We start from the raw sequence: 13,111 nt of genomic DNA, 5'->3' as shown, positions 1-13,111 counted from the left end.
AATGAAACAATTAGTAATGAGCGCATTGCTCATGATTTCGTTTGTCGGATTTGCTTGTGACAACTGCAATGTATATTTAAGTCAATCCCCAAACGATTATAAAAATTCTATTGGCTTATATATGCGTCACCGTTTGATGTACGGAGCTTATGATTTTTTTGGAGAGATGACAAGTGTAATGCATGCTGGCCATGGTAATGATCCTGCTTTATGGGGCAACGACGTACAAGAAATTTTTCAAACATTTGAGTTTAGAGGAAATTACTATTTTAAAGAACGTTGGAAAACAACGGTTATCATTCCTATTGTGAATAATCAGCAAATCATTGATGATAAACAGCGCTATTTAATACGTAATATTGGCGACCCAATCCTCATGCAATCCTATCAACTGTACAATACAAAAAAGGACACAGGAGCAAGTAAATTCTCTCAACGTGTTATGGTTGGTATTGGTGTAAAATTGCCTGTTGGTAAAACAAACCTTAAGTACGAACAAGGAACACCGAATTTAGACCTACAACCTGGAAGCGGGAGTTGGGACATGGTGTCTTATATTTCTTATGGATTTAAAATCAACTCATTTGGCCTCAATGCAATCTCTAATGTTAAACTAAATGGAAAAGATCATTTAAATTATCGATACGGAACTGTAATCAACGGTTCTGTCAACCTATTTAATGATTTTAAGATTAATAAATCAACCATACGAATTCTTGCTGGATCGAGTACAGAATTAGCATTAAAAGATGCAAGCTATACCGCCTTTTACAATGAAAAAACGCTATACGATAATACAGGCGGACAGATTATTTTTGCCAACATGGGCATGCAATTTTTCTTTAAAAAACTCGTTCTTTTTGGCGAGTATCAACATGCAGTATCATCCGAACTAAATGGATTTTCGCAACTCTTAACTAAATCAAAATTAAACGTAGGTGTTACCTACAACTTAAAATAAATTAAAATGAAAAAAACAATAATAATACTCAGCACACTAACTCTTTTAATTGGATTTACGTCTTGTAAGAAAGACAAAGAGGATCCGACTATTACGGTAAGTTCTCCTGCTAACCACAGCGATTTAAAATGGGGAGAAACTGTGCATATTGAAGCAACGTTTGAAGATGACAGAGCTTTAAAAAACTACACTGTAATGGTAGGTGATGAAGATGGAAATCATAACGAAACGATCAACTTTATGGAAACAGGAACAACTGATGAATCAAGTTTTGAATTTCACGAACATTTTACAGTTCCTGAAGAAGCTCCTATGATGGCTTGGATTCACTTCACCGTTATAGACGCAGAAGATAAATCTGCTACAACTAAAATAATGCTTCATTTCGAAGAGTAATGATACATTTCAGGAGTTGAGAATTATTTTTTAGCTCCTGAAATTAAAATTAAAGGCATGAGAGATAAATCGTTAATTCTAGTTTTCGCAATTATTGGTTTTACGTTCATTACAGGATGTAAAAAAAGCGGTACTAAATTAAATTCTGACCTTAAGATTAGTTTTCAGACGACTGTGAATGGAACCGATTATGGTATAGGAGATTCATACAAAAACGATTTGGGTGTTGAAATTACTTATGAATTGTTTCAGTTTTATCTTTCTGATATTGAAATACACAATTCTGATGGTGAAAAACGACTCATAAGTGAAATAGAACTTTTCAAATTTAATTCGAATGGTATTGCAAATCTCGATTTTAAAGTGCCTCATGGTAATTACGAAAAAATAAGTTTTGGAATTGGTGTTAAAGCAACTTTGAATGATGCAGATCCTTCAAATTACGCCGAAGATGGTCACCCATTGAGTACTACTCAAAACACCTACTGGGGATGGGTAGGCAAATATAGGTTTGTGATGGCTGAAGGTCGTTATGATTCAGATGGCGACGGAACAATTGATGGAACATTTGCTTATCATACCGGCTATAATGTTAGCTACAGGACACTGAACCTCAATCACAACTTTGAGATAGACAAAAAATCAGCTAATACACTAAATTTTAATATAGACTTAAAAAAGCTTCTCGACAATCCAGGCAATGAAATAATTATTAGTGAAACGCCTTTTTACCATGGAGCAGCGGAAGATGAACACCTAACAATTAAACTGAGTGATAATTTTCAAAGTTCAATATCAATTACAGAATAAATAGTAAAAAACACTTTTTAAACGCAAACACTTTTTCTATGTGTTTGCGTTTTTCATTATTTTCACCCGTATGAATCGCTTTACACTAAGAGCAAGTCTTACTATTATAGTTGTTTACGCTGCAATTATTCTTTATCGGTATTTCACGTTACCACAGTTTATTAATGGCGACCCGCAATTTGAGTTTCACTCTGCTGAAATTGTTGAAAAAGACAATTATCAAACGTCAATTGAAATGGATCAAACAAAACAAATCAATTTACCCAAACAGCTTCAAACCTTCTACCTTTTTAATTTAAATTTTCCTTTCAATCGACAAAAAATAAACTTCGACTACAATGATAGTCTACTCACTTTTTTAAGGGATTCTTCAAATTACGTTTGGGGAGAAATTGGTACACCTGAGTTTACTAAGGCTTTAATTGGTTATGATAGTTTAAACGAAGCGAAACTACTCTTGAAAATAGACAAAGATGGGGCTTACATTCATTCTTACCCTTACCTGAGTTTAATGAAATGGGGACTATTCTCTAGAACCGCTCAACAGAAATTTGAAAATTACTTGGTTGAATAAAGCGGAGCTACGAATACAAATGGGAAAATAAATCAGCGATATTCGAACCTCTTAAATCTTCTAAAGTGTCGATATCATTTTTCTCGGGCAATTTTGATAGACTTTTATTTTTTGACCGCACCTCTTCTACCGTAACTTTTAATAAAGCATCAGTGCTCCAAGGTTTATTATCAAAAACAAATAGATTTTCTTTAGACTGTAAACCAATCAAATAATAACCTCCGTCTGCAGCAGGTCCAAAAATAAAATCATTATTCTTCAAAATTTCAAAAGCTTTCGACAATAGTTCAGAATTAATATCGGGCAAGTCTGCTCCAATTCCAATTATACGCTTATATCCTCGCTCAAAACCTTCTAAAAAAGCTCCTTTCATACGGTCTCCCAGCGTTTCTCCAGCTTGTAAAAAGTGCTCACTATTTCCCCAAGCGTCTAGGTCATCAAAATTCGAAAAATGCACTTGTACATCCGCATTGCTTACCCCCTCTGATTCTCGTTCAGTTAAATGATATAAATAAGTATACACCTCATCCGCACCATCTTGACCAATTGACTTTGCCAGCCGAGTTTTAGCCTTACCTTTAATTTTATTCTTCGCAAAAACGATTAACAAATTTTCTTTCATTAATATACGGGATTACCTTTTTCTAACCAGAGTTCCCATTTTTTTGAATAAACATGGACATTCTTTGTTTCTACACCATTATTATACACTGGGTACCCCATATTTTTCCAATGAATCAACCCTCCGTACAAATTATAAACATTAGTATACCCTGCCTTAACTAGTCGTTCCCCAATAGTCTCACTGCGCGCGCCTATGGTACAATAAACAACAATTAAATCGTTTTTGTTAAGACTTTCAACACGCTTTTTAGAATAAAAGAGAAATCCTACTTGCTGCGCGCCTTGAATTGTTGAAATTTCAAATTCTTTTTGTTCACGCGTATCCAACAAAACAACTTTAGCTCCTGTTGTTATTCGATGATATAACTCGTCTGGATAAATGAAAGGAACAGAAAACTCGTAATGTTCTTGTAGCATTTGATCATAGGCAGAACTTGAATCTCTCTGCGCATTAGCACAAAAAGAGAAAAATAGGCTAATTAAAATCAAATACCCTTTCATTGCTACCTTATTCGTTCAAACTCCAATTATAAGGAAGGTATTCAATTTTTGCATTTTCTTGAATTTGAACAGTGCTGTATTTATTTAAAAATCCAATTACTGATTTCGCCTCAAATTTAAAATCGTCCGCATACCAATCGAATAGTTTCGAAATTTTAATTTTTTTAGCGGAGATGATATTGTGTGAATTATTATTAATGAACTCTTTTGTCAATATGGTCAATTGCTTATCAATGTTAGCCGCTGTAAATGCTTTATTCCACAATTTCGGACATGACTTGGAAGCACAGTTAACCGCAAAATGTATCCGTGCATCTCTCATTTTCAATAGAATTTCTTTCTCTAAATAATCAAGGGTATAAGTTTTCCCTCCTAATTTTACCAATCTAAAATTCCAAATATCTTTACCACTAAAAGACAGGTCCTTAACCGACTTTGTTGGATATTTGAGTAAAACAAATTTAATTGTATACGCGTTGTATGCATTGATGTAATAGGCCTTTTTCGTTTTCTCTGACCAATCAGCATTAGGACCATTTGAACTAAGGTAAACTAAATAATCGTCCAATTTTTTCTCTTGAGTTTTAAGACCCTCATAATCAACCGTACCAATTGCCGACACATACGTTTGCAATAGTTTATTATATATTGAATGATCTGGAGCTTCACTAGCCATTATAATTCCAGAGAAAAAAAGTAATAAAATTGATAACGTATTTTTCATAATTTATGCTTCGTTGTTTGTTCTAAATACACAAAAATCAGTCCATTATTAATTGAGACGAAGAATATACCTTTTAATTACGAGATAATTCCCTGTATTGCAACAATTCATTTTAGGAATTAACGATAAGCATACCCATTGTGAAATAATAATTTTACATCCCAGGTATGATTCCTTTAGCAGATTGCGCCATTTCCATCTCTTTAGTTCTATACGATTGTTCTAATGCACGGTTTGCTGCCAACATAATTAACTGTTTCAATTCTTCACCTTGAAGTTCGTCATTAAAGGTCATATCAGTTATAACACCATTCCCGTTTACTTCAATTCTTACAGCTCCTTCTTTCGCCTCACCAATAAGTTTGATATGATTCAATCGTTCTTTAGCTTCTTCAGCTTTCGCCTGCATTTCCTGCATTTTTTTCATCATTCCATTTCCGAACATCTCTTATTATTTTCGTTAATTATTCAGCACAAAAATAAAGAACAAAACTTAATGAAGTACTATCTTTGGAGTCAAAAAGATAGAAAGCATGAGAAGCCTAATAGAAAATGCCTGGAATGACAGGTCTCTTTTAGAAAACAAAGAAACCATAGAAGCGATTAACACTGTAATAGCCGAGATAGACTCTGGTAATTTGAGAGTTGCAGAGCCCCTAGCTGATGGAACTTGGCAAGTTAATGAATGGGTAAAAAAAGCAGTAGTAATGTACTTTCCAATTCGCAAGATGGAGACTATTGAAGTGGGGCCTTTTGAATTTCATGATAAAATGGCGCTAAAAACTGGTTATAAGGAAAAAGGAATTCGAGTAGTACCCCATGCTGTAGCACGTTATGGTGCATATATTTCTTCAGGAGTAATTATGATGCCTTCTTATGTCAATATTGGAGCTTATGTAGATGAAGGAACCATGGTTGATACATGGGCTACGGTTGGTTCATGTGCTCAAATTGGTAAAAATGTACATTTAAGCGGAGGCGTTGGAATTGGTGGAGTGTTAGAACCTTTGCAGGCTGCACCTGTCATTATAGAGGATGATGCTTTTATTGGATCGCGATGTATTGTGGTGGAAGGTGTTCGGGTTGGAAAAGAAGCAGTTTTAGGGGCTAATGTTGTATTGACAATGTCAACAAAAATAATAGATGTCACAGGGGATGAACCTATTGTATTAAAAGGTCATGTGCCTGAAAGAAGTGTAGTCATCCCAGGATCATACACTAAATCTTTCCCAGCTGGAGATTTCAACGTGCCTTGTGCATTGATAATTGGAAAAAGAAAAGAGAGTACCGATAAGAAAACATCTTTAAACGATGCCCTACGCGAGAATAATGTCGCAGTTTAAAGTTTAATTCATTGATATTTGTGAATATTTAAAGCCGTAATTTATAATTATGGCTTTTTTTATTATGCAAGCATATTAAGCTGTATGTATTGCTGTCACTTAATTTCCTAACCTAAATGTGCAAACAAGATGCAACTATCATCAATTTTATTTCAATCGATTTAGTTCTTTATAACGAAAGTTTATATAAATTTACGCTTCGGAATTGAAGGGATGGGATGGAATTCGTTTGAAAAAAACATAATTTTTATTTCAAACGGTTAAAATAAGCCACAACTAAACATCAATATGAAAGTCCCACTACTAATTCGTTGCTAGTTGGGATTTTTTTTTATGCTACTACTTCCTCTTTCATGCATTGCTCATCTGGTCGCGCTCCGCAAAAGCTACAATTCTCCCCTTCTTTGGTAAACATTGGATTATTGCTGGCACATGTACCTTCAAATTTCCCATCCTTTTTTGCCCAAATTTTAATGGCGATACCCGCAAAACCCAATCCTAATAATCCTATTGCAATTAACGCTAATTTCATTTTTTAAAGTTTTGTACAAATTTAAGGATACTTTACTCCTTTCCCAAATGAAAACAAAAAAACCGTCTTAGTTTCCCAAGACGGTTCATAAAATTCAAAAATCAAGTCCTACTGAACCGATAATTTTACTGTTTTAACAGTTTCATTTGCTGTTGTTCTTACAACATAAATTCCTGGTGCAAAATCATTCACATCAACGGTATAAATATATTCTCCACCAGCAAGGTTTTGAGCTTGATTTACAAACACTACCTCACCGATATTATTATAAATTTCAACCGAAACATTAGACTCTTCTTCAATGGTTAATTTTAATTGTGCAATTTCATTTGCAGGATTTGGATATAATGAAATATTGAATTCATTCTGATCCAAATTCTCAATACCTGTATACTCTAAATGAGTTTGTCCAGCATTAATAATTTCTCCTGTAGAAGCATCAATTAACATCCCAATAAAATGTAACCAATCAGAACTCCAATCTGCACCTTTTGGTATTGTATAGGTATAAGATTCTGTCGTTCCTGCAGAAATATCAGCAGGAAGAGAACCAGCATCACCCAAGATTTGATCATTCGCTAATGCTACAGCCACGTGGTTATAAACCATGTCCGCAGCAGGAACAGGATTTGGAAGATCTTCGTATCCTCCCATTTCTCCGTAATCACCACCAGAGTAGTAATTAACTTGTGCATATCCTGATGCTGAACCGGCAACACGGTCATGTGTAATAACCGAAGCTAAACGATAATCTCCAGACAAGTCCGCAATAAATGTAGCCGATACTGTCACTTCATAATCATCTCCTGCGTCAACAACAGAAACATCGATAGATGCCAAAGGAATCATGTCTTTTCGCTCATTGAACATTGCCTCAAAATCACTCGGGTCACCATCAATAACACGATCAACCCCTGCTCCAGGATAACCTCCAGGTACATAAGTATTGATTCCCGTATCGTAACTTGCAATTGTCATTGGATCACCATTATGAACAGCAATACCAATGAAATTATCCTCAGATTCCATTCCTTCTAAAGCAACCGTTCCTCTCGGACACCAACCACACCATGTACCAGTCTTCTCTTCTCCCACTACGAATTTTTCAGGGATTTCCTCAACACATGTAATTGTCACATCAGCACAATTATTTTCAAGATCAGCATCATCAGCCACAGAAGCACAAACTGAAACCTCATATACACTTCCAGATGTAGCTGTTAGCGCCGTTGAATGCGTAAAGGCATAAGTTGCGAAAGGTGCAATATCTGCTGTAATAGTCTCCATATGCGGCACTCCACCCTCGGTCCAAACTAAATCAAAAGAGGTAATGGGTTCTGCGCCATTATTTTTCACTGTACCTGTAATCTCAACATCACCAGGCTCAGTAACCGGATATGTTGAAACGGATAATAATTCAATATCATTAGCTGGCAAAGTCGCTATCATGACATCATCGATATTTAATCTAAACATGTCCGATACATCATGATGTCTAAAAGCAATATAAACCGCTCCTTCACCTGCTAAATCCGAAACATCTAATAAACGACTTTGGTAGACACCACCTGTTGCCCCAATCACTTCATTAAAAGAAAGTGGACTTGCATATAAATCCATTAAATCGTCACTTGTAGCGACATATACCGAATAATTCTCGTCCGCCCAATCCTGATCTTGTGCCTTTACTTGCCATGTTAAATAAACATCTCCAGCAGCACCAGAAAGGTCAATAGATTCGCTGACCATAACATTGTCCGGAGTCAAAGCTCCTGCTCCTGCATCCCATGATGCACTAGCAGCAACATTTCCATGTCCATCACCTGCTGCATAATCAGCAATAACCCATTCCATTCCATCGCCATCTTCATCAAGTACAGTCCATGCTCCTAAACCACCTGAGAAATCATCCTCAAAATAAGTCTGTGCATAAATTGCCGAACTCATAAAAATAGCTACGGGTAGTAACATTTTTTTCATATGATTAAATTTTAAATTGATTGACTTAAAATTATGAATCTTAAGTTAATGTTACTAGTTTAAACCCGCTTATTATTGTATTCCTAAAAAGATGATATATGACTTTATGGGCGAGCTAAAATTGAAATAATCGAATTATAGCTTCAAAAGTAAACAATCATTAAAAAGTATTCCTACACCAAATTTTGCCGACTTAGCTCATAAATTTTAAGTTGAATGCATACATTACAATAAAAGAAATCGTGATAACCAGAACTAATATTGACAAATTATTGACGACTCCTTCACCGAGTCCAGTTAAATAAATAGGTATTATCACGCTACAGCCTGCAGCAATAGTATAAATATAAAAACCTGTTTTATTAAGCTTGCGCATTAAAAACGCACCAATAACACAAAGTAAACCCGTTATAATAACGTTAGCCTGTAATGGAATGACCTGTTCAAAAGAAGCCTTCGCGGAAGCTATAATATCGCGCCCCATTTCAGTACCGCCCAGCATACGCTCTGACTGCTGAATCTGACTTTTTTGTAATTCAATCGTTGCTAAACTATAGCAACCTGACACGATACTTAAACCGCTACCTATAAACGTAAGTATTGTTAACACATTTAAAAAACTAGGTATCCCATGGTTCTCAAAATCAGTTAGGTCCTCTAATGTTTCCTCTTTATACTCCATTATAAACTGAAAAAACGCCCATGAAGTTCATGGACGTTTTTTGTAAAATAATTGATTGTTTTTTCGTTTAGATTGAATCCAGAATTTCATCATCGCCAGCAATTGTTTCTCCTTCATAAGTGGCATCGCCAAAAGCTAAAATCGGATAGAAAATAATCCCAAGCAGCGCTAAACCTACTCCAAATCCTTGAGATTGGCCAAATTTTTCTGCGATTGCAATGCTCAATAATATCATAAAGACCAGAGCAGCAATTCCACCTGCAATTGGTATAATTGGTCCTAATAAAATTATGGCTAGCCACCACATTGGTTTTTGTGCTATTTCAATTAAGACTATAATATTGTAAATTGGAACAATAGCTGCCCAACCTGGTTTCCCAGCCTTAGTAAAAACCTTCCATAAACTCGCTATCATTAACACAACAATGGCAAGCCAAATAACGATAAAAATTGGATTAATTTCTACACTCTGATAACTAAATTCGTACATATTAAAATAGATTTTGGTTTATAAGTTGTTAAAATTAAGATTAATCCTCAGATATCAAAATAAAAGCACTTTAAACTTCCGTTAAAGTCCTGTACTTAAAAAAGAAAAACGCCCATGTAAATCATGGACGTTTCTTGTAATAGGATTATATCAATTTAATTTTCTTTCATCTCATTAAACTCCTCTTTTATACTGTCTTTAGTTGGCATTTCAAATTCACCGCTATCTTTTATAACGAATGGCACAGCTAACACGGCAATACCAGCAAGCAATGCTAAGTATACACCTATGCTTGAATAATCGAAACCAATACTGCCGATTAATTCCCACAACATAAAAAGTGTAACCGCCGCACCAACACCTGCAACACCTTTAACTTTACCAGCATCAATAGGCTGAGTACGATCATCACCTAAAAAGGCCAATACACCAGCCACTGCGAAAAGTGCTAGTGAAATCCATCCGTCACCTTCTGTCCCTTTTACGGAAATAGACATTCCAAACATGGATACTTTTGCCCAAGGCAAAAATGTTGCAACCATTCCTAATCCGGCTGCTACGATAACTGCTAATCTTTGTTTATGCATAATATAGATTTTGGTTTTATAAGTTCCTAAAATTAAGATTAATCCTTAGAAATCAAAATAAAACAATATTATAATTTGATTATTTCACCAGAACCTAAACCTTCCCGAACTATATTTGCCGCATCATATTGATAATAAACATTTCCTGTACCGTCTACTACTATTAAGCAATGTGTATTTAATAAACTAATATAAAAATCAGCTGTTGAATTTTGGTAGAGATACACATATTCGGTTTGAAAATCAAGGGCTCTTGCGGCTCCATTGTTTTGTATTTTTAATTCTGACTCCTTGGCCTTACCACTCAAATTAAAATCACCCGCTCCCGCAGAAACGATCAACTTTAATCGCGTAACGTCAACATTAATATCTAAACTACCTCCACCATAACGCATTTCTATTTCTAACGTGTGTGTTTTAATCTGATTTTCAAAAACGACAGAATCCATAGCGTCAAAATAGAGATAAGTATAATGCGGATAATGCACTTCCACTTCAACTAAATCTTTTTCTTCGTTTCTTAAAAAAGTGCATCGATTTTCATTATGAACATACAGTACGTTATCACGAACATCTACTGAAATATTGTCGATCATGTTCTCCCCCCCTTTAACAATGACTTTCCGCTCTTCACTTTGAACCATACGGTACTTAATACCCCGGTTCATTTCAAAAAATCGTACAGAATCTAAAGGAATTACTTTTTCAGCATAATTCCCACTCGACTTAAAGCAGGTTCTTTCATTAGCCTTTTTGCAAGCTAAGAAAAGAAAAATACATGTAATATATAAAGTTGCTTTAATCATAACCTATACCCTAACCCCCATTCAACATAATCCGCAATTCCACCATGCGCTTTTATTCCAACCGAGAAATTCCATTGCGCATTCATATTAAACCGAAATCCAGCACGATCATACACCCATCCTGCAGGATTAATAATATTTAAACCATAAACACCAAGTCCAAAATAAATCTGCATTTTATAAAAAGACATAGCCATACCGGCGTATCCGCCTACTAAAAAAGCTTCATGGACCGGTGTAGGTTTAATTTCATAGAACCAACGATTTGCTTCATTATAGATAATATCAGCTCCAAATTCAACATCCCATACTGGACTGATTTGTTTCCTGTACAGTCCTTGTAATGACGCTACGCCAAAATTTCTCGCCGGCAAATGGTCTGGCAAGTTTTGTTTCAATCCAAAAATAAAATGAAATTGCCATTTATTAAAATGTCGCAATTTTTCATTGTTCATTGGGTCGTATGTTGGTTGCTCACAAACTTGTCTTGTTTCAAACGGATAACCGACTTGCAAAAAACCGGAAAATGAATTCAAACCTAAATTTGGAGTTTTTAAATATGCGTTTGAAACATGTGAAAAATCAATACCTGTCCCAAAAAAAACACTTTTAAAATACTTGCGATAAATGATTTGAAAGTTGACAAAGCCATTAATAAAAGATCCTATTGCAATGTTCTTATTGTTTTGATTCTTATCATATTTCTTGGTCACATAACTCAATCCAGTTCCCAAGCGAAAATCAATAAAACCTAATTTGTTATTCTGATAAATTGGAAAATTAATAAGGCGAAATATGGAAAAGGATTGTCCCAAAACAGCTGGATTACCAAAGTCTTGGAATTTCATTGCCAATCCTTTAGAAGGATTTCTATAAATTTGAGTCCAATAATTTACCGTTGTATCTTGCCGCAAAAACTCAAGAGAGAAGGTGTTTGTCCGATCTTGCACAAGATGATGCATCGTTTCACGATGAACCATTAACGAACCTGTACCTGCCGAAAAACCAATCGAAAACGGCCCTTCTTGTTGACCAAAGCCTGGTAAGACCGTCATCAAAACCAACAAAAAGAGTAAAACAGTTTTCAAAACGCGAAGTTTAAAGTAATTTTGAACAAAATTAAAAAAATGAACCAAAAACAAGTCGCCTTTCAACGCTTATTAGACATTATGGACGATTTAAGATCACAATGTCCATGGGACAAAAAACAGACACTTGAATCACTACGACATTTAACGATTGAAGAGACCTATGAGTTGGCCGATGCTATTATCGAAAAAGATATGGATGGCCTGAAAGGTGAAATTGGTGACTTAATGCTACACATGGTATTTTATTCTAAAATTGCGAGTGAAACAAATCAATTCGATATTGCTGACGTTTTAAATGGAATTTGTGACAAGCTTATCCATCGTCATCCTCATATTTATGGAGATGTTGAAGTAAATGACGAAGAAGAAGTAAAAGCCAACTGGGAAAAATTAAAGCTAAAAGAAGGTAAAAAATCAGTTTTAGAAGGTGTCCCAAAATCACTCCCAGCTCTAGTTAAAGCGACTCGAATTCAAGACAAAGTAAAGGGAATTGGTTTTGACTGGGAGGAAAAAAATCAAGTTTGGAATAAAGTTCAAGAAGAGATAAAAGAATTTCAAGAGGAAGAGAAAAAAGGGGACCAGTCAAAAATGGAAGCAGAATTTGGAGACGTTCTTTTTTCTTTAATTAATTATGCTCGTTTTGTCGGAATTAATCCTGAAGATGCATTGGAAAAAACGAATCGAAAATTTATCAAACGTTTTCAATGGATGGAACAAGCAACAAAAGCTGATGGAAAAGAGATTTCCGAAATGGACTTAGCGGACATGGACGAATATTGGGAAAAGTCAAAAGAAAATTACTAATGTCCGGAACTGAAGCAATCATTTACACCTTACTAATCGCGTCTGTGATTTCTACCATCGCAGGTCTTGTATTACGAAAAAGAGGGTATACTTTCGGCTATTATTTTATCAGCACTTTTATCGCCGCTTGCGGAATTTTAGGAATCATTTTTAAGATAATAATGGATTACATCAACTAAGCTAAAGCAGATTCCATTATTTTAAAT

At 35.1% G+C, this 13,111-nt stretch carries 18 protein-coding genes; 7 read left to right on the top strand and 11 right to left on the bottom strand.

Annotated features, from left to right (window positions below):
* Window position 1 precedes the first annotated feature (1 nt).
* The 4 genes from A8143_RS02630 to A8143_RS02615 all read left to right on the top strand — a co-directional run bounded on the left by A8143_RS02630 (window position 2) and on the right by A8143_RS02615 (window position 2,741).
* Complete coding sequence (locus tag A8143_RS02630) at window positions 2-961, top strand: hypothetical protein (RefSeq protein WP_139134249.1); 960 nt, start codon at window positions 2-4, stop codon at window positions 959-961.
* 6 nt (window positions 962-967) lie between these two features.
* Complete coding sequence (locus A8143_RS02625) at window positions 968-1,357, top strand: DUF4625 domain-containing protein (RefSeq protein ID WP_066755838.1); 390 nt, start codon at window positions 968-970, stop codon at window positions 1,355-1,357.
* Between the two features lie 57 nt (window positions 1,358-1,414).
* Window positions 1,415-2,167: an MbnP family protein gene (locus A8143_RS02620; RefSeq protein WP_066755835.1), complete on the top strand. Its 753-nt coding sequence runs from the start codon at window positions 1,415-1,417 to the stop codon at window positions 2,165-2,167.
* 70 nt (window positions 2,168-2,237) lie between these two features.
* Entirely contained in the window at window positions 2,238-2,741 is a 504-nt protein-coding gene (locus tag A8143_RS02615) for a hypothetical protein (RefSeq protein ID WP_066755832.1), read from the top strand.
* 7 nt (window positions 2,742-2,748) lie between these two features.
* On the opposite strand, the gene A8143_RS02610 is transcribed toward A8143_RS02615, so the two are convergent.
* From A8143_RS02610 to A8143_RS02595, 4 genes are all read right to left on the bottom strand, one after another.
* Window positions 2,749-3,363, bottom strand: a complete 615-nt coding sequence (locus A8143_RS02610; protein ID WP_066755829.1) for a TIGR04282 family arsenosugar biosynthesis glycosyltransferase — start codon at window positions 3,361-3,363, stop codon at window positions 2,749-2,751.
* Window positions 3,363-3,866 carry a rhodanese-like domain-containing protein gene (locus A8143_RS02605; RefSeq protein ID WP_066755826.1) on the bottom strand — a complete coding sequence of 168 codons (504 nt, stop codon included), beginning with the start codon at window positions 3,864-3,866 and terminating at the stop codon, window positions 3,363-3,365. The genes A8143_RS02610 and A8143_RS02605 overlap by 1 nt, the downstream gene beginning before the upstream one ends.
* Before the next feature lie 7 nt (window positions 3,867-3,873).
* Window positions 3,874-4,590: a DUF547 domain-containing protein gene (locus tag A8143_RS02600; RefSeq protein ID WP_066755823.1), complete on the bottom strand. Its 717-nt coding sequence runs from the start codon at window positions 4,588-4,590 to the stop codon at window positions 3,874-3,876.
* A gap of 154 nt (window positions 4,591-4,744) precedes the next feature.
* Entirely contained in the window at window positions 4,745-5,035 is a 291-nt protein-coding gene (locus tag A8143_RS02595) for a YbaB/EbfC family nucleoid-associated protein (RefSeq protein ID WP_066755821.1), read from the bottom strand.
* A gap of 88 nt (window positions 5,036-5,123) precedes the next feature.
* Here A8143_RS02595 and A8143_RS02590 point away from each other — a divergent pair, with 88 nt between their 5' ends.
* Window positions 5,124-5,933, top strand: coding sequence for a 2,3,4,5-tetrahydropyridine-2,6-dicarboxylate N-succinyltransferase (locus A8143_RS02590; protein ID WP_066755819.1), 810 nt, complete (start codon window positions 5,124-5,126; stop codon window positions 5,931-5,933).
* A gap of 331 nt (window positions 5,934-6,264) precedes the next feature.
* Here A8143_RS02590 and A8143_RS02585 read toward each other — a convergent pair whose 3' ends face one another.
* The 7 genes from A8143_RS02585 to A8143_RS02555 all read right to left on the bottom strand — a co-directional run bounded on the left by A8143_RS02585 (window position 6,265) and on the right by A8143_RS02555 (window position 12,098).
* Window positions 6,265-6,465 carry a membrane or secreted protein gene (locus A8143_RS02585; protein ID WP_066755817.1) on the bottom strand — a complete coding sequence of 67 codons (201 nt, stop codon included), beginning with the start codon at window positions 6,463-6,465 and terminating at the stop codon, window positions 6,265-6,267.
* A 108-nt stretch (window positions 6,466-6,573) separates the two neighbouring features.
* Window positions 6,574-8,445 (bottom strand): T9SS-dependent choice-of-anchor J family protein, encoded by a 1,872-nt coding sequence (locus A8143_RS02580; RefSeq protein ID WP_066755815.1) that lies wholly within the window; start codon window positions 8,443-8,445, stop codon window positions 6,574-6,576.
* 193 nt (window positions 8,446-8,638) lie between these two features.
* A complete protein-coding gene (locus tag A8143_RS02575) occupies window positions 8,639-9,127 on the bottom strand; it encodes a hypothetical protein (RefSeq protein WP_066755812.1) in 489 nt (162 codons plus the stop codon).
* Window positions 9,128-9,194: 67 nt separating this feature from the next.
* On the bottom strand, window positions 9,195-9,617 hold the full coding sequence (locus tag A8143_RS02570; protein ID WP_066755809.1) for a DUF5684 domain-containing protein: 423 nt from the start codon (window positions 9,615-9,617) through the stop codon (window positions 9,195-9,197).
* Between the two features lie 155 nt (window positions 9,618-9,772).
* Window positions 9,773-10,204, bottom strand: coding sequence for a hypothetical protein (locus tag A8143_RS02565; protein WP_066755807.1), 432 nt, complete (start codon window positions 10,202-10,204; stop codon window positions 9,773-9,775).
* A 68-nt stretch (window positions 10,205-10,272) separates the two neighbouring features.
* On the bottom strand, window positions 10,273-11,010 hold the full coding sequence (locus A8143_RS02560) for a GIN domain-containing protein (RefSeq protein WP_066755804.1): 738 nt from the start codon (window positions 11,008-11,010) through the stop codon (window positions 10,273-10,275).
* Entirely contained in the window at window positions 11,007-12,098 is a 1,092-nt protein-coding gene (locus A8143_RS02555) for an acyloxyacyl hydrolase (protein ID WP_139134248.1), read from the bottom strand. The genes A8143_RS02560 and A8143_RS02555 overlap by 4 nt, the downstream gene beginning before the upstream one ends.
* A gap of 39 nt (window positions 12,099-12,137) precedes the next feature.
* Between A8143_RS02555 and mazG the strand changes: the two genes are divergently transcribed.
* Both mazG and A8143_RS02545 read left to right on the top strand, forming a co-directional pair.
* Window positions 12,138-12,905, top strand: coding sequence for a nucleoside triphosphate pyrophosphohydrolase (mazG, locus tag A8143_RS02550; RefSeq protein ID WP_096348975.1), 768 nt, complete (start codon window positions 12,138-12,140; stop codon window positions 12,903-12,905).
* Window positions 12,905-13,084, top strand: coding sequence for a hypothetical protein (locus A8143_RS02545; protein ID WP_066755799.1), 180 nt, complete (start codon window positions 12,905-12,907; stop codon window positions 13,082-13,084). The genes mazG and A8143_RS02545 overlap by 1 nt, the downstream gene beginning before the upstream one ends.
* Window positions 13,085-13,111: the final 27 nt, after the last annotated feature.

This window comes from Crocinitomix algicola (genome assembly GCF_001661595.2).
Taxonomy (GTDB): Bacteria; Bacteroidota; Bacteroidia; order Flavobacteriales_D; family Crocinitomicaceae; genus Crocinitomix; species Crocinitomix algicola.
The sequence above is the reverse complement of the archived record's forward strand: the minus strand, read 5'-3'. Positions and strand labels throughout refer to the sequence as shown.